General features: G+C 67.0%; 18 protein-coding genes. 10 read left to right on the top strand and 8 right to left on the bottom strand.

Translation table 11 applies throughout. The annotated features are described in order from the left end of the window. Positions 1 to 97 precede the first annotated feature (97 nt). Positions 98 to 529 (bottom strand): YciI family protein, encoded by a 432-nt coding sequence (locus tag LMA02_RS27645; protein WP_228908322.1) that lies wholly within the window; start codon positions 527 to 529, stop codon positions 98 to 100. Between the two features lie 278 nt (positions 530 to 807). Next, on the bottom strand, positions 808 to 2,577 hold the full coding sequence (locus LMA02_RS27640) for an ATP-binding protein (protein ID WP_228908321.1): 1,770 nt from the start codon (positions 2,575 to 2,577) through the stop codon (positions 808 to 810). A gap of 154 nt (positions 2,578 to 2,731) precedes the next feature. Between LMA02_RS27640 and LMA02_RS27635 the strand changes: the two genes are divergently transcribed. Further along, a complete protein-coding gene (locus tag LMA02_RS27635; protein ID WP_228908320.1) occupies positions 2,732 to 2,962 on the top strand; it encodes a hypothetical protein in 231 nt (76 codons plus the stop codon). Positions 2,963 to 2,999: 37 nt separating this feature from the next. On the opposite strand, the gene LMA02_RS27630 is transcribed toward LMA02_RS27635, so the two are convergent. The 3 genes from LMA02_RS27630 to LMA02_RS27620 all read right to left on the bottom strand — a co-directional run bounded on the left by LMA02_RS27630 (position 3,000) and on the right by LMA02_RS27620 (position 5,594). Continuing rightward, positions 3,000 to 3,704, bottom strand: coding sequence for an MBL fold metallo-hydrolase (locus LMA02_RS27630; protein ID WP_228908319.1), 705 nt, complete (start codon positions 3,702 to 3,704; stop codon positions 3,000 to 3,002). 169 nt (positions 3,705 to 3,873) lie between these two features. Beyond that, positions 3,874 to 4,644 carry an ABC transporter permease gene (locus tag LMA02_RS27625; RefSeq protein ID WP_166722539.1) on the bottom strand — a complete coding sequence of 257 codons (771 nt, stop codon included), beginning with the start codon at positions 4,642 to 4,644 and terminating at the stop codon, positions 3,874 to 3,876. Between the two features lie 5 nt (positions 4,645 to 4,649). Then, positions 4,650 to 5,594 carry an ABC transporter ATP-binding protein gene (locus LMA02_RS27620; RefSeq protein WP_228908318.1) on the bottom strand — a complete coding sequence of 315 codons (945 nt, stop codon included), beginning with the start codon at positions 5,592 to 5,594 and terminating at the stop codon, positions 4,650 to 4,652. Between the two features lie 862 nt (positions 5,595 to 6,456). Between LMA02_RS27620 and LMA02_RS27615 the strand changes: the two genes are divergently transcribed. The 5 genes from LMA02_RS27615 to LMA02_RS27595 all read left to right on the top strand — a co-directional run bounded on the left by LMA02_RS27615 (position 6,457) and on the right by LMA02_RS27595 (position 12,237). Then, complete coding sequence (locus LMA02_RS27615; RefSeq protein WP_228908317.1) at positions 6,457 to 8,055, top strand: DUF2957 domain-containing protein; 1,599 nt, start codon at positions 6,457 to 6,459, stop codon at positions 8,053 to 8,055. 71 nt (positions 8,056 to 8,126) lie between these two features. Continuing rightward, a complete protein-coding gene (locus LMA02_RS27610) occupies positions 8,127 to 9,380 on the top strand; it encodes a DUF2957 domain-containing protein (protein ID WP_228908316.1) in 1,254 nt (417 codons plus the stop codon). A 74-nt stretch (positions 9,381 to 9,454) separates the two neighbouring features. After that, complete coding sequence (locus LMA02_RS27605; RefSeq protein WP_228908315.1) at positions 9,455 to 10,279, top strand: OmpW/AlkL family protein; 825 nt, start codon at positions 9,455 to 9,457, stop codon at positions 10,277 to 10,279. A 123-nt stretch (positions 10,280 to 10,402) separates the two neighbouring features. Next, entirely contained in the window at positions 10,403 to 10,906 is a 504-nt protein-coding gene (locus LMA02_RS27600; RefSeq protein WP_228908314.1) for an activator protein, read from the top strand. A 230-nt stretch (positions 10,907 to 11,136) separates the two neighbouring features. After that, on the top strand, positions 11,137 to 12,237 hold the full coding sequence (locus LMA02_RS27595; RefSeq protein ID WP_228908313.1) for a hypothetical protein: 1,101 nt from the start codon (positions 11,137 to 11,139) through the stop codon (positions 12,235 to 12,237). A 76-nt stretch (positions 12,238 to 12,313) separates the two neighbouring features. On the opposite strand, the gene betA is transcribed toward LMA02_RS27595, so the two are convergent. Genes betA through betI form a run of 3 tightly spaced genes read right to left on the bottom strand, consistent with a single transcriptional unit; the run spans position 12,314 to position 16,122 of the window. Then, positions 12,314 to 14,014: a choline dehydrogenase gene (gene betA / locus LMA02_RS27590; RefSeq protein WP_228908312.1), complete on the bottom strand. Its 1,701-nt coding sequence runs from the start codon at positions 14,012 to 14,014 to the stop codon at positions 12,314 to 12,316. Positions 14,015 to 14,036: 22 nt separating this feature from the next. Next, the gene (gene betB, locus LMA02_RS27585) at positions 14,037 to 15,506 is read right to left on the bottom strand and encodes a betaine-aldehyde dehydrogenase (RefSeq protein ID WP_006752712.1); all 1,470 of its coding nucleotides are present in this window, start codon (positions 15,504 to 15,506) and stop codon (positions 14,037 to 14,039) included. A gap of 31 nt (positions 15,507 to 15,537) precedes the next feature. Next, positions 15,538 to 16,122: a transcriptional regulator BetI gene (gene betI, locus LMA02_RS27580; RefSeq protein ID WP_166722530.1), complete on the bottom strand. Its 585-nt coding sequence runs from the start codon at positions 16,120 to 16,122 to the stop codon at positions 15,538 to 15,540. A gap of 723 nt (positions 16,123 to 16,845) precedes the next feature. Here betI and LMA02_RS27575 point away from each other — a divergent pair. The 4 genes from LMA02_RS27575 (at position 16,846) to LMA02_RS27560 (ending at position 21,277) form a co-directional block, all read left to right on the top strand. Next, positions 16,846 to 17,748, top strand: a complete 903-nt coding sequence (locus tag LMA02_RS27575) for an alpha/beta fold hydrolase (RefSeq protein WP_166722529.1) — start codon at positions 16,846 to 16,848, stop codon at positions 17,746 to 17,748. Positions 17,749 to 17,815: 67 nt separating this feature from the next. Next, positions 17,816 to 18,385: a methyltransferase family protein gene (locus LMA02_RS27570; RefSeq protein WP_212084828.1), complete on the top strand. Its 570-nt coding sequence runs from the start codon at positions 17,816 to 17,818 to the stop codon at positions 18,383 to 18,385. A gap of 19 nt (positions 18,386 to 18,404) precedes the next feature. Continuing rightward, positions 18,405 to 19,688, top strand: coding sequence for a glycosyltransferase (locus LMA02_RS27565; protein ID WP_228908311.1), 1,284 nt, complete (start codon positions 18,405 to 18,407; stop codon positions 19,686 to 19,688). Further along, on the top strand, positions 19,685 to 21,277 hold the full coding sequence (locus tag LMA02_RS27560; protein ID WP_228908310.1) for a DHA2 family efflux MFS transporter permease subunit: 1,593 nt from the start codon (positions 19,685 to 19,687) through the stop codon (positions 21,275 to 21,277). Before LMA02_RS27565 ends, LMA02_RS27560 begins: the two co-directional genes overlap by 4 nt. The last annotated feature ends 4 nt before the right edge of the window (positions 21,278 to 21,281 follow it).

The raw sequence follows: 21,281 nt of genomic DNA, 5'->3' as shown, positions 1-21,281 counted from the left end.
CGTTACTTGGCGAGGTGCCGTCAATCTCCGTCGACCCATTTGTTCGGAGAATCCGACAGGGACGCCCGCACCCCTACCGCACCGGCACCCGGCCCGCTCACGCGTCGTGCTTGCCGTCCATCTCCGCGCGCAGCCGCGCTTCCTGTTCCTGAAGCTCCGGCGTGAATGCTTCGCCGAAGTCCTCAGGCGAGAAAATCTGGCGGATCTCGATGTCCGACTCGGTCGGCATCGGATTCGGGCAGCGCTTGACCCATTCGACGGCTTCTTCCATCGAATTCACCTGCCACAGCCAGTAGCCGGCGATCAGTTCCTTGGTCTCGGCGAACGGGCCGTCGACGACGGTCCGGTCCTTGCCGGAGAAGTGCACGCGCTTGCCGCGCGAACTTGGATGGAGGCCTTCGCCGGCAAGCATCACGCCGGCTTTCACGAGTTCCTCGTTGTACCGGCCCATCGCGGCCAGCAGTTCGGTATCGGGCATCGCGCCCGATTCGGAAGAAGCCGTTGCCTTGACGATCACCATGACGCGCATTGTTGTTGCTCCTTGAACGGGAAAGGGGGAAATCCGCTATCGGCCGGCCGTGAGGCCGGCAAATCGATCGGCTACGACACTACGACGCGCGACGATCGCGCGAATCGACATCGCGCACAAAAAAATTCCGGTGTGACTGGTGACCGATGACCTGTGACGCGCTGCGGCGTATTCGACGTCGTCCATGCGGCAGGTGGTGCCGGAAAGATCCCGGCTGGACGACCGGCTCCGTGGCCGGCACCGGCGCGCGCATGCCGGCATGCCGGCATGTCGGCCGCTCACGCCGCCTTTGTGTGCGCGTCGAGCATGTCGCGGATCCGGGTCGCGAGTTCGTCGCGGCGGTACGGCTTGCTGAGCAGCATGACGCCGGGGTCGAGCCGCCCGGAGTGGAAAATCTCGTCGCGCGTGTAGCCGGACGTGAACAGCACGGGCAACGGCGGCGTGCGCTGCGCGGCGCGGCGCGCGAGTTCGCCGCCCTTGATGCGGCCCGGCATGATCACGTCGGTAAACAGCAGGTCGATCGCCGTGTCGCAGTCGAGTATCTGCAGCGCGGCTTCGCCGTCGGACGCGGTGAGCACCTTGTAGCCGAGCTGCGTGAGCATGTCGACCACGGTCAGCCGGACCTCCGCGTCGTCCTCGACGACCAGGATGGTTTCGCGGCCGCGCGCGGCGTCGTGCTGCGGCGCGCGGACAGGCTCTTCGGTGCAGTCATCGTGACAGCGCGGAAACGTGAGCCGCACGGTGGTGCCCTGGCCCGGCGTGCTTTCGATCGACGTATGGCCGCCGCTTTGCTTGACGAAACCGAACACCATGCTGAGCCCGAGCCCGGTGCCTTCACCGTCCGGCTTGGTCGTGAAGAACGGTTCGAACACGCGCTCGAGCACGTCCGCCGTCATGCCGGTCCCCGTATCGCTGATCTCGAACGTCACGTATTCGCCGGCCGGCAATGGCGAGCGCCGTGCGCCGCCGGCCGGCGCGGGGTGCGCGTCGTTGTACGCGGCAATCGTCAGCGTGCCGTCGCCGCCCATCGCATCGCGCGCATTGATCGCAAGATTGAGCAGCGCGTTTTCGAGCTGGTGCCGGTCGGCGAGCACGTTGCCGACGTCGGGCGCCAGCGCGGGGACGATCCGCACGGTTTCGCCGAGCGCGCGGCGCAGCATCTCGCTCATCCCGTCGATCAGCTGGTGCGGATTGAGCACCGTCGCCGACAACGGCTGGCGGCGCGCGAAGGCCAGCAGGTGCGACGCCAGTTGCGCGCCGCGCCGCACCGCGTTGTTCGCGCTTTCGATTCGCGGCTGCGCACTCGCGCGTTCGCCGAGTTCGACGGCCAGAATCTGAAGGTTGCCGCTGATCACCTGCAGCACGTTGTTGAAGTCGTGCGCGATGCCGCCGGTCAGGCTGCCGATCGCTTCCATCTTCTGCGAGTGGCGCAACTGCTCCTCGACCGCCGCGCGTTCGGCGATCGCATCGGCCACGCGTTGCTCGAGCGTTTCGGTCAGGCGGCGCAGCGCATCGTTGGATGACTGCAGCGCCGCTTCCGCCTGTTCGCGATGACGCGTGGCGAGCACGCGTTCGGTCGTCTCGATCACGACGGCGAGCACGCCGCCCGGTGCGCCATCGTCGTCGGGCAGCGGGCTGTAATGCAGATCCATCCACACGTCTTCGGGGCGTCCGCTGCGCAGCAGCACGAGTTCCTTGTCGCGATACGACAGCGTGCCGCCCGCGAGGCAGGTGTTCATCACGTTGCGGTTGAACTCGGCGACCTCGGGCCAGCCGAGCTCGACCGGCTGGCCGAGCAGATAGGGGTGGCGTCCGCCGGCGAACCCGGCATACGCGTCGTTGTAGATCATGTAGCCGGGCCGGCCCCACAGCATCACCAGCGGCAGCGGCGACGCGAGCACGGTGCGCACGGCCGCGACGAGGCTCGCCGACCACCTGTCGAGCGGGCCGAGGCCGGTCGACGACCAGTCGAAGGCGGCGACGCGCCGCGCCATTTCACCTTCCCAGCCCGGGCAATCATGATGCTGCGCGAACAATTCGGCATGCATGGAAGTGCTCCGTTAATGACATGGCGGCCGCGGCCTGGCGCGGCGAGTCGCGTAAGCCGATTCATTCTAGTGCAGATCGATCGCGCGGCGGGGCTCCGGAATCGCCTGTCAAAACTGGTATGCTGACCAGCATTACGTTCACGTGGAGGGCGCCATGGCAACGAAGGAAGTCTCGAAGAAAAAGTACCTCAAGATCCTGAACAAACGCCTGCGGGCCGAGCCCGATGCGCCGGCCGGCGCGTCGTTCGTGTTCTTTCCGCTCGGCGCGAAGGCCCGGCATGCGACGGGCGTCGTGTCCGGCGAGCCGCACAGCAAACGTGAACTCGCGGTGATGGCCGCGATCCAGAGCAAGGCGGCCGCCGAATTCGTCGTGACCGGCACCTGACCGGCCACGGCCGGCCGCACGCCGCAGCGCGTGCGCGCTACGCCGCCGCGGCCGCCTCGCAGTGGGCGATGACACCGGCGATCACGCGCGGAATGTCGTGCGTGATCGCCGGGCCGTGCATCGGCAGGATGATGTCGAGATCGAGCGCCTGGATGCGGCGCAGCGCGCTCGCCAGGTGCGCGAGCGACGGCAGGTAGTCGGAGCGCGTGATCGCATCGAGGATCGCGGGCAACGGATCGTCGGTGTCCTCCCGGCCGAAGCGCATCAGGATGTCCGACGACAGCAGCGCCTTGTACGCCGGCAGATACACGACGAGCGCGTCCCACTGATGCACGTGCTTCGTGAAGACCGGCACGACGCCGGTGCCCGACAGTGTCGTCGGCTCGCCATCCTTCAGCGGAATCGCGCGTACGCCGAACACGTCGGCGAGCCCCCATGTACACATCGGATGTCCGTACGCGACGAGCGCCGGGTTGGCCGCGAGGAAATCGGGCAGCGCGCCCATTTCGTCGGCCTCGAAGTGCGGGACGATCACGCTGCTGACCAGCGACGGCGCGATGCCGACGGTGTCGAGCGCCGCGCTCAGCTGCGTGAAATTGGACCGGGTGCCCGTTTCGACGCACAGCACGTCGCCGTGCGACGATCGTACGAAGAACTGGCTGAAACACAGGTTCAGCGTGTCGACGTAGGTCGTGGCGCGAAACAGGCCGTCGCGGACGGCGTCGATTCGGCAGGCGCTCATCGGTGATCCTCGCGCAGGGAATGGGGCGGGCGCTGCGCCGCCCGTGCCCCGCAGGTTGCGGTGCGGCAGGCGGCAGCAGTCGATCTTCCGATTCAGTCTAGCAGCGTCGCTCCCGATGCGCGAACCGGGCGATCGCCGCGGCCGTGCCGGGTACACGGCACGGGCTGCGTCAGTTCTTCAACTTGTAGCCGGTGCGGAACATCCACGCGACGATCGCGAGCAGGATCGCGAGGAACAGCGTGGTCGCCGCGAGGCTGATCCACACGTGCACGTCGGCCAGCCCGTAGAACGACCAGCGGAAGCCGCTGATCAGGTAGACGATCGGGTTGAACAGCGTGACGATGCGCCACGCGGGCGGCAGCATGTCGACCGAATAGAAGCTGCCGCCGAGGAACGTGAGCGGCGTGATGATCAGCAGCGGCACGAGCTGCAGCTTCTCGAAGCTGTCGGCCCAGATGCCGATCACGAAGCCGAACAGGCTGAAGGTGATCGACGTCAGCACGAGGAACAGCACCATCCAGAATGGATGCAGGATGTGCAGCGGCACGAACAGGCCGGCCGTCGCGAGGATGATCAGCCCGAGCAGCAGCGACTTCGACGCGGCCGCGCCCACATACGCGATCACGATCTCCCAGTACGACACGGGCGCGGACAATATCTCGTAGATCGTGCCCGTGAAGCGCGGGAAGTAGATGCCGAACGACGCGTTCGAGATGCTCTGCGACAGCAGCGACAGCATCACGAGGCCCGGCACGATGAACGACCCGTAGCCGATCCCGTTCACGTCGCTGATGCGCGAGCCGATCGCCGAACCGAACACGACGAAGTACAGAGACGTCGAGATCACCGGCGCGATGATGCTCTGCATCAGAGTACGGCGCGTGCGGGCCATTTCGGCGCGATAGATCGCGCGGATGCCGTGGAAATTCCAGTTCGCCATGTGCGTTACGCCCCTTGTGCGCCGTTGCGGCGGTTGTCGATCAGGCTGACGAAAATATCCTCGAGCGAGCTCTGCGTCGTATGCAGGTCGCGAAAGCCGATGCCGGCCGAGCCGAGCGCGTTGATCAGCTTCGCGATGCTCGCGTCGTCGCGTTGCGAGTCGTACGTATAGACGAGCGCGGCGCCGTCGTCCGCGCGTTCGAGGCCGAACGTGGCGAGTTCGGCCGGCACGGCCGCGAGCGGGTGTTCGAGCTGTACGGTCAGTTGCTTCTTCCCGAGCTTGCGCATCAGCTCGCGTTTCTCTTCGACGAGCACGAGTTCGCCGCCGAGGATGATGCCGATCCGGTCGGCCATTTCCTCGGCTTCCTCGATGTAGTGCGTGGTCAGCAGGATCGTCACGCCGCTTTCGCGCAGCGAATCGACGAGCTTCCACATGTCGCGGCGCAGCTCGACGTCGACGCCGGCCGTCGGCTCGTCGAGGAACAGGATGCGCGGCTCGTGCGCGAGCGCCTTCGCGATCATCACGCGGCGCTTCATGCCGCCCGACAGCGTCATCAGCTTGTTGTCGCGCTTGTCCCACAGCGACAGCGCCTTCAGCGTCTTCTCGATGTGCGCGGGATCGGGTGCCTTGCTGAACAGGCCGCGGCTGAATGACACGGTTGCCCACACGGATTCGAACGCGTCGGTCGTCAGCTCCTGCGGCACGAGGCCGATCATTTCGCGCGCCGCGCGATACGCGTCGCGGATGTCGTGGCCGCCGACCGTCACGCGGCCCTGGGTGGGCGTGACGATGCCGCAGATCGAGCCGATCAGCGTGGTCTTGCCCGCGCCGTTCGGCCCGAGCAGCGCGAAGATCTCGCCCGGGCGGATGTCGAGGGTCACGTGCTTCAACGCCTGGAAGCCGGACGCGTAGGTCTTGGAAAGATCGGAGACGGAAAGGATCGGTTGCATGCTCACGGATGGCACGGCCGGTCGGTCCGACGCCGCGCGCCGCGCGTGCCCGGCGCCGCCGCCGCGAAGCGGGCGGTGGCGGGGGCGGCATGGCGAACGGGCGTCATGTCGAACGGCGTTGTGGTGCGGGATCGCAGGACCGCCATATTAGCAATCGGAAGATGGAAATGCATTTCCACGGAAACGACATGCGATGCCGGTGCGGGATTTGCGGGAAATGCACGTGGATCATTCAATAAAACGATGCTTTATTTGAATCGAGCGAACAATGCGCGTCGTTTTCGCTCGACCGGTGCGGGTCGACCACCGTCGTTCCCATGCGCGTTGCACCGAGCGGGTATTTGTCTGAGCAAATAAATTGAAGGCTGTTTGAAAAACTGTCAAGCACCCCGCACACACTGGGATCGCGCGGTTCGGGCACGTTTGGAACTCTGCATCCATTTACTTGTGCGGATCGTCCGCTCATAGTCTCGACCAACGACGCATCACGATAACGAATCAAGCGTACGTACGGAGACCAATACATGAGACGCCTATCCGAGGGCCCGGCCGGACTGCCATGTCCGCGCTTTTCGCTGGATGCGGACACGACGCGAGTCGCGTGCCCGCGTCATCGCATCGCGTTGCCGCGGTAGCGACGCACCCCATTCCGTATCGATTGTCCCGCTGGCGCCGTGCCGCATGACGGCGCCGCCGGATAGCGCTTGCCTGCCGCGGCGGTCCTGATCGCATCTGCCGATCCGGCCGCGCGGCGCGCATTGCGCGCATCGTCATGCGCCGCGCACGCTCGCGGCGCAATACCAACCGGCGGGCCACGCAGCCCGTCCGCACGAGACCTGTCGTATCTGAAAAGGAGGGGTTGATGCTTTGCATTCCTGAATGGCGGAAGGCGATCCTGTCATGCGCCGTGCTGGCGCTGCCGTTCGTCGCCGGTTGCGGCGGCGGAGACGATCCGGGCCCGATCAACGTGCCGCAATGCTCGGGCAGCGCATGCGGGCCGAGCGGCGCCGAAACGACGCCGCCCGTCGTGACGAAGCTGTGTCCGGATTCGCTCGACTACACGACGACCTACACGGGCGGCGCCGGCAGCGGCGAATACGTGAAGGTGAAGTTCGACACGACCAAGCTCACCTATCAGATGCAGTTCCTCGAATCGTCGGTGCCGACGTCGGCGGGGCAGGTCAACGACACGCGCGCGGGCCTGACGATCAACGGCGCCTTCCATCATCCGACCAACCTGCCGACGGCCGAGCAGAACCGCTGCGCGTTCGTGCTCGACAGCGGCGCGACGAGCGACGGCGCGTATTCGGTGACGATCAAGCGCACCGATCCGCCGATGCTGTTCGTCGGGAACGGGGTGGTCGGCGGCGGGATTCCGGGCGCGACGATTCAATTCGACGGCATTCCGCTCGCGCCGGGTCTCTATATCGGCACCGTGCCGTCGCGCACGTTCGATTTCTATCCGTTCATCGGCTTTACCGACACCGAGACGGATTTCACCAAGGTGGCCGGCGTATACAACGAAGTCGGCATTCATCTGTCGCCGACCGGCAGCAGCTATCAGACCGCCACCCCGCAGGGCTGGCAGCCGGATGTCGTGAACTGGAGCCAGACGCTCGGCGCGGACGGCACGTGCACGATCACGCCGGGAAGCGACTACTCGTGCCAGACGACCGGTACGCCGTGGACGCTGCGCAAGAACGCGGACGGCAGTGCCGACAACGTGTTCGTCAGCAGCGCGAAACCGGGCTTGCCATATCCGTCGGCCGGCCAGGAGCAGCCGCTCGTGCTGCTGTCGCCGACCCAGGCGCATGGCGTGATGATCGTCGGCAAGCTGAATGGCGCGCTGATACCGATCGTGATTCGCGTCGGCTACTCGCACGCCGATGCGAGCAACCTGCTGGCGTCGGTCGCCGACGCGGAAGTCGGCATCTCGATGCTGTCGCCCGCGCAGGCCGTCGCGACGAATGTGCTGAAGGGCGGTTTCATCGGGGCGACGAGCGCGTCCGCGTGCGGCGTCGTGACGTCCAATGGCGTGTATGGCGCACCGGGGATTTCGGGGCCGAGCTTCGACAGCCTCGTGCCGCATCCGGACCTGCCCGGCACGTTCAACGGCACGTTCTTCATGCCCGAGGCCGGAAACTGCACGGACGGCACCGCCGTGTCGACGATCGCCGCCAACTACACGTCCACGCTGTTCCAGGGCAATACCGCGGCATTCGTCGACCCGCAGACGTCGTCCGTGAGCTCGCAGTTCGCGCTCGACTACACGCAGGCCACGCCCGGCAAGATCAAGGTCACGGCCTCGCAGGACTTCAACGCGAAGGGTGCGAACGGCAACGTGGCGATCTTCAGCAAGGGCGACACGGGCTGGCTGGTGACGGCCGGGAACGTCTACGCGATGGTCGTGAACAACAACAAGATCAACCCGTTCTTCACGGTCGGCGCGTTCGTCCAGTAACGGCGTAACGAACACGGAACACCGGCGGCGCATGCGTCGCCGCCGGCGAATCGAAATTCAAGAGGATTCCTATGAATGTGAAGCATTGGATGGCCGCGGCGTCGCTCGCGCCCGTGCTGGCCGCCTGCGGCGGCGACGGCGACCCGCCGCCCGCGCCGGTGGTGCGGCTGTGCCCGCAATCCATCGACTACAACACGGTGTTCATCGGCGGGTCCGGTTCGGGCGAACTCGTGAAGGTGCAGCTCGACACCACGAAGATGACGTACCGGATGACCTACCTCGCGTCGCCCGTGCCGACCACCACCGGCACCGTGCAGCCGACGCGCGACACGGCGCCGGCCAACGTCGTCGACGGCACGCTGGCCGACGAGACCGGCCTGCCGACCGTGAAGCTGAACCAGTGCACGTTCCGGATGCAGAACGCGAGCCTCGACCCGAGCCGGCCGGCCCGCCTGTTCCTCGGCGAGGGCGTGCTGGGCGGCGCGATTCCCGGCGCGACGATCCAGTTCGACGGCGTGATCGGCGTCGGCAAGATTCCGAAAACGACGTTCCCGTACTACCCGTTCATCAGCTTCTCGTCGCTCGAAACCGATCTGTCGAAGATCGCCGGTACGTACAACCAGCTCGGCTATCACCAGGTGCCGTCGCAGAACTTCCAGCCGGTGGCGCTCGACCAGCAGGTGACGATCAACGCGGACGGCAGCTACGTCGAAACGGACAACTTCGGCAAGAAGAACGGCGGGCAGCCGCTCGCGTCGAGCGCGACCGTGAACCAGCCGTTCACGCGGCGCCCCGATGCGCCGGCATTCCAGTCGCTGAACTACCAGCCGCAGGTTCCGGCGACGCTCGCCGCGCTCGATCCGGCGAAGGCCGGCAAGGGGATCCTGATCGTCGGCAAGCTGCGCAACCAGCTCGTGCCGGTCTTCATCCGTACCGGCGCCGCGAACGCGGACCTCACGCAGGGCCCGCCGAGCGCGGACGACGAATCGGGCATCTCGTTCCTGAGCCCGCAGGCGGCGGTCGCGCCGGGCTCGCAGAACGGCGAGTACACGGGCGTCGACAGTGCGTTCAACTACCGCGCGACCGCGCTCGTCGGCGCGCAGGCGACGCTGCTCGATCCGTTCAACGCGTCGCAGGCGGCGCTCACGCGCGCGCTGAACCTCGACTACACGCAGAAGGTGCCGGGCGTCGTGACGACCGTGCATGCGGACGCGGCGTCGGGGCCGGCGACCGGCAAGTTCGTGTTCACCGGCGGCGTGTTCGGGTTCCTCGACATGGCCGATACGAACAACCCGTACTTCACGGTCGGCGCGTTCGTCCAGTGACCAAGCGCGGATGGAGACACGGCGGCGCCGCGCGCGGATGCGCGGCGCCCGGACAGAACGAGGGGAGAGGTTTCATGAAGAAGCTGATTGTCGCGGGTGTCGTCGCAGGCGTGTCGACGCTCGCATCGGCCCAGCAGGCGGGCGACAACGTCGCGACGCTGGGCTGGCTGCACATCATGCCGCAGGATTCGACCAACGGGCTGACGACGAATCTCGCGAACATGCCGATCAACGGGCCGCTGCGGCTGCCCGGTTCGTTCACGTCGCCGGGCACGAGCCTGACGGTCAACAACGCCGATACGGTCGGCCTCACGCTCACGCACTTCTTCACCGACCACATCGCGGTGACATCGGTGCTCGGCGTGCCGCCCGAGTTCACGCTGACCGGGCACGGCGTGATCCGGCCGCCGGGCCCGGCCGGCTCGCTCGGCACCGTCGACATGGACAAGACCGCGAACCAGCCGGCCGTGAAGAATGCGCGGCAGTGGAGCCCGACGATCATTCTGCAGTACTACTTCAATGCACCGACCGCGAAGTTCCGTCCGTTCGTCGGGATCGGCGTGGCCTACAGCTGGTTCAGCAACATCGAACTGAACGGCAACTTCGCGAAGGACATCAACGAGAACCTTGGCAGCGTGCTCGCGGCCGGCGCCGGCAAGCCGGGGCCGACGTCGGTGGAGGGCAAGGCGTCGTCGTCGTTCACGCCGGTCTACAACGTCGGCGCGAGCTATGCGATCGACAAGCACTGGGGGCTCACGGCGACGCTGACCTACATGCCGCTGAAGACCTACTCGTCGCTCGTGATCAAGGCGGCCGACGGATCGACGCTCGCGACCACGCGCACGCGGCTGAAGGCCGATCCGCTGATCACGTTCGTCGGCATTTCCTACAAGTTCTGAGCCGTGCGGCACGCGTCACGCGTGCCGGCGGCTTCCTGCGACCGAGCGGCCGGAGCGATCCGGCCGGGACGTCGCGTTCCTGGCGGCATGCCGCCATTTGTGAAGAGAGAGGGGGCAGTTCAAATGAGCATTCGCAAAATCGTATCGCTTGTTGCTGCAGTGGCATTCACCGCGGTTTCGGCCGCGCCTGCTTTCGCCGTGACCGTTTCGCGCGCCGACGGGCAGGCCATGAACCCCAATGGAGAGCCGTTCTCCGCGACGGGCCTCACGGCCCTGGCCAAGGGGGCGATCAACGCGACTTGCAACGCGACGTTCAACGGCACGATCTCGTCGACGGGCATCGTCAACATCACGTCGACGACGTTCACGGGCGGCGCGACCTGCGGCCTGATCAGCGGCAGCGCGACCAGCGCGTCGCCGTGGACCGGGCAGGCCGACAGTACGACGCAGCTGTCGATCAACAACGTGAAGGTGAACGTCACGCTGCTCGGCACGTGCGGGCCGAGCAAGGTCGTGACGACGTGGAACGATCCGAACTCGTCACTCACGTTCAACAATGCCGTGCTGACACCGGACTGTACGGTCGGCGGCACGGTCGTCACGTCGCCGAAGTTCCACGTGCAGTAAGCGTCGCGTGATCGAGGCCGGGCGCCCGCCATCGACGAGGGCCGTGCAAGGATGCGCGGCGGGTGTTCCGGTTTCGAGCTGCGTTCGCGTCCTCGCGCGTATCGGCGCGGCGACCGGCTGGCCGCCTGCCTCGCGATCCGAGGTGGGTGGCCATACCAGGGGCCGGTGCGACGCACCGTGCCGCCTGCTTCGACCGAACCCGAAACGAGACAACCATTCCGATTCGCCACATGCTCACCGACCCAGCGAAGTATGGCGCTGCCCGCGGTGCGACGCCTGACCGGCTGCGCACGGCCGCGTGGCTGCAGTACCTGATCGAACATCTGTACGACGCGGCTTGCGTGGCGGCGGCCGACGACGGCGACGACGCAACGGACGTTCCGCCATCGTCGCGCGCGGCACGCGTGCGAGCGGGCTTGAACCTGTCGCACGAAGCGATCGCCGTCCTGCATGAACTCGCGCCGTGGATTGCAACGGACGGCGGCGGTTGCGCATGCGAGGCGAGCGATCCGCCCGGCGCATGCACGCACGTGCCCGACGCGCGGCAGCTTGCGCACGCGGAGCGATGCTGCCCGGGATCGCGCGCGGTATTCGAAGCCGCGCATGGCTTCGTCGATGCGTGGACCTTCGACGATCCCGACGACGGCTGGGCCGCGCTCGAGCGGATTGCCCGTGGCGTCGAGCGAGGCAGCGACGATGCCGACGAGCATGACGCACCGCTCGCGAAGAACCTGAGAGAACGACGCGCGGCCATCGCGGCGGCGTGCGTGGAGCCGTCGGCACGGCCGGGGGACGTCATCGATGCGATCGTGCTGCGCGTCTGCGGGCCGCGCGACGATGCCGCCCGCATCGACGAGATGGCTGCGCTCGCGATGTTCTGCGCGGAGCTGGCCGCCGGCAAAGGGATTTCCTTTGCCGCGTACGGCGGTCAGCATAATCTCGTCGCGCGCGCGATTCGCGAACGCCGCACCGATCTTGCGTCGGTGGACGGTCTGCTCGCGGCGGTGTCCGCGTGCCGGTTCGACCGGCTCGTCGGCGCGGGCAGCTTCTGGGCGTATTACCTGTTGGCGGGCATCGTGATCGCGGCGCCGGACACGGTGCGCGAATTCGCGCGCCGCTTCCACGGCGACGCGTGGCAGGCGTGGCTCGATGAAACGCTGGCGTGGCCGGCGCTCGGCCGCTTCGGGCGGAAGGAGGAGGTCGCGTTCGAGCATTTGCGCGGCGCGATGAGCCTGACGTCGCGCGCGAATCCGATCGTGCGCGCGAAACGCGTGCGGCCGAGGCGGGCGGCCATCACGCGGTTCAGTACGGGCGCCGGGCGCGCCCAATGAAAAACGGCTCGCGGCGAAAACGCCGCGAGCCGTGCATGTTGCCGCCGCCACCGCTGTGCGCGGGGCGGGGGTGCGATTACACCGTCTCCGGCTGCCGCACCGCCTTCGCGACATTGCGCGCCATCGCCCCGTTCGCGACGAAGTAAGGCACGTCGACACGCGCGAGCGGCTGGCGGCCGCGGATCTTGTCGGCGATCTTCTCCGCGATCATGATCGTCGGCGCGTTCAGGTTGCCGGTTGTGATGATCGGCATGATCGACGCATCGACGACGCGCAGCCCTTCCAGCCCGTGCACGCGACCTTCTTCGTCGACCACGGCCATGTCGTCGTAGCCCATCGTGCACGAGCACGACGGATGGAACGCGGTTTCCGCGCGGGACCGCACGAACGTGTCGAGCTCCTTGTCGGACTTGCAGTCGGCGCCCGGGTTCAGCTCGCGGCCGCGATAGCGGTCGAGCGCGGGCTGCCGCATGATCTCGCGCGTCGCGCGGATCGCATCGCGGAACTCGCGCCAGTCGAGCGCTTCGGCCATGTAGTTGAACAGGATGCTCGGGTGCGCGTTCGGATCGCGCGAGCGCAGCTTCACGCGGCCGCGGCTCGGCGAACGCATCGATCCGACGTGCGCCTGGAAGCCGTGCATCTCGATCGCGTTCGAGCCGTTGTAGTTGATCGCAACGGGCAGGAAGTGATACTGGATGTTCGGCCACGGATCGTCGTCGCGCGTGCGGATGAAGCCGCCCGCCTCGAAGTGGTTGCTCGCGCCGAGGCCCGTGCCGTTGAGCATCCATTCGAGGCCGATCTTCGGCTGGTTCCACCACTTGAGCGCCGGATACAGCGACACCGGCTCCTTGCACTCGTACTGGATGTACATCTCCAGGTGATCCTGCAGGTTCTGGCCGACGCCGGGCAGGTCGAGCACGATCGGGATGTCGAGTTCCTTCAGCCACGCGCCGGGGCCGACGCCCGAGCGCTGCAGCAGCTGCGGCGAGGCGATCGCGCCGCTGCACACGAGTACCTCCCGGCGCGCGTGCGCACTCGCGCGCTCGCTGCCGCGCAGGTACGTGACGCCCGACGCGCGCTTGCCGTCGAACAGGATGCGGTCGGCGAGCGCGTGCGTGACGATCTCGAGGTTCGGCCGCCCCTTGGCCTGGTCGAGGTAGCCGCGCGCGGTGCTGGCGCGGCGGCCCTTCGGCGTGACGGTGCGGTCCATCGGACCGAAGCCTTCCTGCTGATAGCCGTTCAGGTCGTCGGTGCGCGGATAGCCGGCCTGCACGCCCGCATCGACCATCGCCTCGAACAGCGGGTTCACGCCCGGCTTGCTGGTGGTGACCGACACGGGGCCGTCGCCGCCGTGATAGTCGTTCGGGCCGACGTCGCGCGTCTCGGCCTTCTTGAAGTACGGCAGGCAGTCGAGATACGTCCAGTTCTCGAGCCCCTTGTGCGTCGACCAGTTGTCGTAGTCGAGCGCGTTGCCGCGGATGTAGCACATCCCGTTGATCAGCGACGAGCCGCCGAGCCCCTTGCCGCGGCCGCATTCCATCCGGCGGTTGTCCATGTGCGGCTCGGGGTCGGTCTCGTAGGCCCAGTTGTAGCGACGGCCCTGCAGCGGATAGGCGAGCGCCGCCGGCATCTGCGTGCGGAAGTCGAAGCGGTAGTCGGGGCCGCCCGCTTCGAGCAGCAGCACCGTGACGTTCGGATCTTCCGTCAGGCGCGTCGCGAGCACGTTGCCCGCGGAACCGGCGCCGCAGATGATGTAGTCGTATTCGCGTGTCGTCATGACGGGGTATCTCCTATCGTTCTCAAAACACCGGGTTGTAGCGGCCGAGCTCGACCTGTACGGACTTGATTCGAGTGTAGTGTTCGAGCGTCGTGATGCCGTTCTCGCGTCCGACACCGGATTGCTTGTATCCGCCAACCGGCATCTCGGCCGGCGATTCGCCCCACGTGTTGATCCAGCAGATGCCGGCTTCGAGGCGATGGATCGTGCGGTGCGCGCGCGACAGGTTCTCGGTCACGACGCCGGCCGCGAGGCCGTAGTGCGTGTCGTTCGCGCGGGCGATCACTTCGTCCTCCGATTCGAAATCGAGGATGCTCATCACCGGCCCGAAAATCTCTTCACGGACGATCTTCATGTCGTCGCGGCAGTCGCCGAACACGGTCGGCGCGACGTACTGGCCGCTGCCGAAGTGGCCGTCAGTCAGGCGCGTGCCGCCCGCGAGCAGCTTCGCGCCTTCGGCCTTGCCGCTGTCGATGAAGCCGAGCACCTTGTCGAGCTGGGCGGCCGACACGAGCGGGCCGAAGTTGGTATCTGCATCGGTCGGCTTGCCGACGCGAATCCGCTTCACGCGTTCGAGCACGCGCTGCGTGAACGCGTCCTTGACCGAGCGGTGCACGAACACGCGCGTGCCGTTGGTGCAGACCTGGCCCGAGCTGAAGAAGTTGGCGGTCACCGCGATGTCGGCCGCGCGGTCGAGATCGGCATCCTCGAACACGATCAGCGGCGACTTGCCGCCGAGCTCCATCGTCACTTCCTTCAGCGACGACGCGCCGGCCAGCGACATCACCTTCTTGCCGGTCTCGACGCCGCCGGTGAACGACACCTTCGCGATGTCCGGGTGACCGGTGAGCAGCGCGCCGACCGAGCCGTCGCCCTGCACGACGTTGAACACGCCGGCCGGCACGCCGGCTTCCGTATAGATTTCCGCGAGCTTCAGCGCGGTGAGCGGCGTGACCTCGCTCGGCTTGAACACCATCGCGTTGCCGGCCGCGAGCGCGGGCGCCGTCTTCCAGCATGCGATCTGGATCGGGTAGTTCCATGCGCCGATGCCCGCGCACACGCCGAGCGGCTCGCGGCGCGTATAGACGAACGACTCGGCGCGCAGCGGCACCTGCAGCCCTTCGATCGCGGTCGCGAGGCCCGCGTAGTACTCGATCACGTCCGCGCCGGTGACGATGTCGACCGCGAGCGTCTCGCCGATCGGCTTGCCGGTGTCGCGCGTCTCGATGGCTGCGAGCTCGTCATTGCGTTCGCGCAGCAGATCGACCGCGCGGCGCAGGATCCGCGAGCGCTGCATCGCGGTCATCGCGGCCCATTCGCGCTGGCCTTCCCGGGCCGACGCGACCGCGCGGTCGACGTCGGCGGCGCTCGCCTGCTGCACCTGCGCGAGCAGTTCGCCGGTGGCGGGATCGAAGGTATCGAAAGTCTTGCCGCTGGTGGCGTCGACGTAACCGCCGCCGATGTAGAGGCGCTGCAAACCGTATACGGACATGAGGATCTCCTTGAGGGCGACTGCCTGCGCGTCAGTCGGACGCGAGCAGCAGGTCGATGTAATCGTGGGCGAGCTTCAATGCAGCCCGGGTGTCGATCGGGCCGCCGGCGAGGGCGCCGCGCAGCCACAGGCCGTCGATCAGCGCGGCGAGGCCGCTGGCGGCTTCCCGTGCTTTCGCGCGCGGCAGCGCCTTCGCGAATTCCGCGCACAGGTTCGAATGGAGGCGCCGCGTGTTGACGTGCTGCAGGCGCTTGAGCATCGCGTCGTGCATGCTCTGCGACCAGAACGCGAGCCAGGTCTTCATCACGGGCGCGCTGACCTGCGTGTCGTCGAAGTTCGCGGCGACGATCGCGCGCAGCCGCGAACGCGGATCCTTGCGTGCGGCGACGCGACGTTGCGTGGTGGCCGCCCACAGATCGCGCAGCACATGCCGCATCGTGGCTTCGAGCAGGCCGTCCTTGTCGCCGAAGTAGTGGCTGACGATGCCCGTCGAGATGTTCGCGCGCTGCGCGACCGATGCGAGCGTCGTGCCGGGCAGGCCGGCTTCGTCGATCGAGCGCAGCGTGGCGTCGATCAACTGTGCGCGGCGAATCTCCCGCATTCCGACTTTCGGCATCGCGCACTCCTTTCGCCCGGACGGGCCCGTTCCTGGAAGTCGAGAGCTTAGCGGTTTTTTATTGATCGTTCAATCAATAAAAAACCGGGGTCTGACGGTGGATCGGGATGTCGGCGGACGGAAACCGATGGCGCCGTCGCGATTGTGCGGATGCGGAAAAACGAATTGAAAGGAGGTTAAATAATTTTAAGTTTGTTTAAAACGGATCGGGAAAAGCCGATGCAATAGTTGCGACAGTTTCCGGATTCGATTTATTACATGTCGAAAGAATGTCGAGCTATGTGAGAAATGCTTGAATTCGGAAATCCGAATTGCTGATGATGAGACTTATAATTTCTGGAAATTCGTTTCAATCAGGCGATTGAATCGAATTATGTGATTGAATTTAAAGGGTATTGTGAGCAATGCGGCCCATTTCATGACGCGTGCGCAAACGATTGCGATCTCCTTTCGTCAGATTCCTCCTACCATAAAAAATGCTGAAAAAATTTGAATCGCATGTATTCCCGGGTGGAGTAGAGGGAATCGTTGAAGTGACTTGAGTAAGTAATATTGCCCGTATTAGTATGGCGCCGCACCACAAGGAATGAATCGGCGCCGCGGGTATTTTCCGCGGTGCGTCGGCAATGGGCGCGGTCAACGACCGGAACACGGTCGGCGCCCGCCATTGCGCACCTGCAGCATGCCGCGACGCCGAGACGCCGCATCCACCGGAGAACGACGATGCCGACCGAAAAACACGTGGTCCCGCTACCGAATGGTCTGAAGGTCTACGTCGAACGGAACGTGTTCGACCCGTCATTCGACACGGCGATGCTCGTCAACGGCGCGCTCGCGACGACCGCGTCGTTCGGCCAGACCGTCCAGTATCTCGGCGAGCGGATGAACACGATCTGCTTCGACCTGCCGTATGCCGGGCAGTCGCGCCAGCACAACCCCGGCTGCTTCATCCTGACGAAGGACGACGAGGCCGCGATCCTCCAGCATCTGGTCGAGCGCTTCGCGCCCGCGTTCCTCGTGTCGGTGTCGTGGGGCGGCGTCGCGTCGCTGTTCGCGCTCGCGCGCGGCTGCCCGAGCGTGCGGCGCGCGGCGATCTGTTCGTTCTCGCCGTTCCTGAACGACGCGATGGTCGACTACGTGACGCGCGCCCGCGACCACATCGCGGCCGGCGAGAACCTGAAGGCCGCGCAGTTGCTGAACGACACGGTCGGCCGCTACCTGCCGCGCATCATGAAGCTGTACAACTACCGCTACCTGACGCGCCTGCCGCGCGACGAGCAGGATCAGGTCGCGTTCCACGTCGACCAGATCCTGTCGCTGCAGCCGGAGCGCTACCTGAGCGAGTTCTCGAACATCGGCGCCGAGCTGCTGTTCGTGAACGGCGAGCGCGATGAATACACGACGCCGGCCGACGTCCGCCAGCTCGCCGCGCACGTGCCGCGTGCGCGCTTCGGGACGATTCCCGACGCCGGCCATTTTCTCGACATCGAAGGCCGCGCGCAGCGCGAGGCCACGCGTGCCGCGCTGCTCGGCTTCTTCTGCGACGCGCCGCCCGTTGCCGCGGGCATCGGGCTCGGCGCCGCACACGCGTGCGTGTCCGCGCCGATGCCGGCCATGTCGTCGTGACGCGGCACGTCGCGCACCGCGCACGCCGCGCGCATCCGAATTCTCATCCACACGAGGCAGGCCAGCCGTGAATATCGTTCAGACCATCGCCATCGTCGTTCCGTGGGCCGCGTGGCTCGCCTACTGGATCATGACGTCGCAGGCCGTGAAGACGACCGTGCGCAAGGAGGCGTCGCGCTCGCGCACGCTGCAGTCGATTCCGCTGATCGTCGGCGGCGCGCTGATCATCCTGCCCGACCTGACCCTGCGCGCGTGGGTGCCGGACTGGCAGCGCTTCGGCCTGCAGGCCCAGTGCGGGCTCGCGGTGCTGGTCGCGGGCCTGTTGTTCTCGGTGTGGGCGCGGCTGCATCTCGGCACGAACTGGAGCGTGTCCGTCACGCTGAAGGAGAACCACGAACTCGTCCGCACCGGCCCGTATGGCCTCGTGCGTCATCCGATCTACACCGGCTGCCTGATCGCGCTGGTGGGCGCCGCGCTGATCGGCGGCGAGTGGCGCGGCGCGTTCGGCGTCGCGCTCGTGTTCGCGTCGCTCGCGTACAAGGTGCGCGTCGAGGAGAGCTGGCTGACCGGCCATTTCGGGCCGGCATACGCGCAGTACCGTCGCGAAGTCGCGGCGCTGATCCCCGGTTTCTACTGATCTTTCCGCGAGGCGCGCGATGGCGAAGATGATCGTGACCGCGATCGGCTCGGCGGGCGACGTGCATCCGCTGCTCGGCGTCGCGCGCGCGCTCGCGATGCGCGGCCACGAGGTCGTGTTCTGCACGCATCCGCCGTTCGAGGCGACCGTGCGCCGCTGCGGTTTCGCGTTCGTGCCGGTCGGCACCGCGGCCGAGTACGAGGCCGCGATGGCGAACCCGGCGCTGTGGGATCCGCGCACGTCGTTTCGCACGCTGTGGCAGGTGATCGCCCCCGTGCTGCGCCCGCATTACGACGCGCTGTGCGCACTGACCGATCGCGACACCGTGCTGGTCGGCACGCTGTGGGCGTTTTCCGCGCGCTTCATGCAGGAGCGGCACGGCACGCCGTACGTGTCGGTGCAGGTGTCGCCGTCGACGCTGCTGTCCGCGCACGTGCCGCCGACGCATCCGCGCCTGACGATTCCCGCACGCTGGCCGCTGCCGGTGAAGGCGACGCTGATGACGCTGATCGAGCGGCAGGTGCTCGACCGCGTGTGCGGGCCGGCGCTCAATGCGGTGCGCCGCGACCTCGGGCTCGCGCCCGCGCGGCGCGTGCTGGGCCGCTGGCTGCATTCGACCGATGGCGTGCTGTGCCTGTTTCCCGACTGGTTCGCGCCGGCGCAGCGCGACTGGCCGGCCCGTCTTCTGCAAAGCGGCTTTCCGTTGTTCAACGATGTCGCGACACCTGACGACGATCCCGCGCTCGACGCGTTTCTCGCGGCCGGCGAGCCGCCCGTGGTGTTCACGGCCGGCTCGACCCTCGTCGATCACGCCGCGTATGCGCGTGCGGTTGCCGATGCGATGCGCGCGACCGGCGCGCGCGGCATCCTGCTGAGCCCGCACGATGCGGCACCGGACGGCGACCGGCTGCTGGTGCGCCGCTTCGTGCCGATGCGCACGTTGCTGCCGCGCTGCCGCGCACTCGTGCATCACGGCGGGATCGGCACCGCGGCGCTCGCGTTCGAAGCCGGCATCCCGCAGGTCGTGACACCGTTCGCGCACGACCAGTTCGACAATGCGCAGCGTGTCGCGACGAGCGGTGCCGGCGTACGCCTCGACGCGCCGGTCGACGGCGCGCGGCTCGGTGCGGCGCTCATGCGCGTACTGAACGAGCCCGAATTCGCCGTGTATGCGGAGCGCGCGCGGGCGCTGATCAACGCCGCGCCGGACGGCTGCGCGACGGCCGCCGATTTCATCGAGCGCCTTGCACCGAAACGCGGCCGCGCGATCTCGCCGGCCGCGGTCGCGATGGCGGGCGCATGAGCACGGCATCGCCGCTTCAGGACGCAGCCGCGCCCGCCGCTTTCGACGCGGTCGACGCGGCGCCTGCCGCGGCACCGGTGCGCGGCGCCCGGCTCGCGCTCCTGACGTTCGCGCTGTCGCTCGCGACCTTCATCGAAGTGCTCGACTCGACCGTGACGAACGTCGCGGTGCCGGCGATCTCCGGCAGTCTCGGCGTGTCGAACAGCCAGGGCACCTGGGTGATCAGCTCGTATTCGGTCGCGGCCGCGATCGCGGTGCCGCTGACCGGCTGGCTCGCGCGCCGCGTCGGCGAGCGGCGGCTGTTCGTCGGCGCGGTGCTGCTGTTCACGCTGACGTCGCTGCTGTGCGGGCTCGCACGCGACCTGCACGTGCTGGTGGTCTGCCGCGCATTGCAGGGGCTGTGCTCGGGGCCGATGGTGCCGCTGTCGCAGACGATCCTGCTGCGCACGTTCCCGCCGGACAAGCGCACCGTCGCGCTCGCGCTGTGGGCGATGACGGTGCTGCTCGCGCCGATCTTCGGGCCGGTGGTCGGCGGCTGGATCGTCGACAGCTTCTCGTGGCCGTGGATCTTCCTGATCAATCTGCCGATCGGGCTGTTCGCGTTCGCCGTGTGCACCGCGATGCTGCGCCCCGATACGCAGCGCGGCGCGGCCGGACCGATCGACGTGCCGGGCATCGTGCTGCTCGTGATCGGCGTCGGCTCGCTGCAGGCGATGCTCGATCTCGGTCACGACAAGGGCTGGTTCGATTCGCCGCTGATCGTCACGCTCGCGGTGGTCGCCGGGCTCGCGATCGTGTCGCTGCTGATCTGGGAGGCGGGCGAAGCGCATCCGGTCGTCGACCTGAGCCTGTTTCGCGACCGCACGTTTTCGTTCTGCGTGCTGATCATCTCGCTCGGGATGATGAGCTTCTCGGTGGTGGGCGTCGTGTTTCCGCTGTGGATGCAGGCGGTGATGGGCTACAACGCGTTTCATGCGGGCCTCGCTACCGCCTCGCTCGGCGTGCTCGCGCTCGTGTTCTCGATTCTCGTCGGCCTGCATGCGCACCGCTTCGATGCACGCGTGCTCGCGACGTTCGGCTTCCTCGTGTTCGCGGCCGTGCTCGCCTGGGACGCGCATTTCACGCTGAAGATGACGTTCGCACAGATCGCCGCGCCCGGGCTGATCCAGGGGATCGGACTGCCGTGCTTCTTCATTCCGCTGACGGCCGCGACGCTGTCGCGCATTCCGGACGACCGGCTCGCGGCCGCGTCGAGCCTGTCGAACTTCCTGCGCACGCTGTCCGCCGCGTTCGGCACCGCGATGAGCGTGACGCTGTGGGACAACCGCGCGACCTATCACTACGACGTCGTGTCGCAATCGGTCACGCACGCATCGACGAACACGCAGCGCTTCGTGCACACGCTGAACGCGATGGGCGTGGATGGCGTGCGCGAGCTATCCACGCTGCACCAGGTCGTGATGCAGCAGGCCTACATGATGGCGACCGGCGACATGTTCTGGATGGCGAGCGTGACCTGCGTCGTGCTCGCCGCGATGATGTGGCTGACGCGGCCGAAGCGCGGCGCCGCGGTTTCGCTCGGACATTGAGGAG

The organism is Burkholderia sp. B21-005, from assembly GCF_020843965.1.
Taxonomy (GTDB): Bacteria; Pseudomonadota; Gammaproteobacteria; order Burkholderiales; family Burkholderiaceae; genus Burkholderia; species Burkholderia ambifaria.
This window is presented reverse-complemented; position numbering and strand designations above follow the sequence as displayed.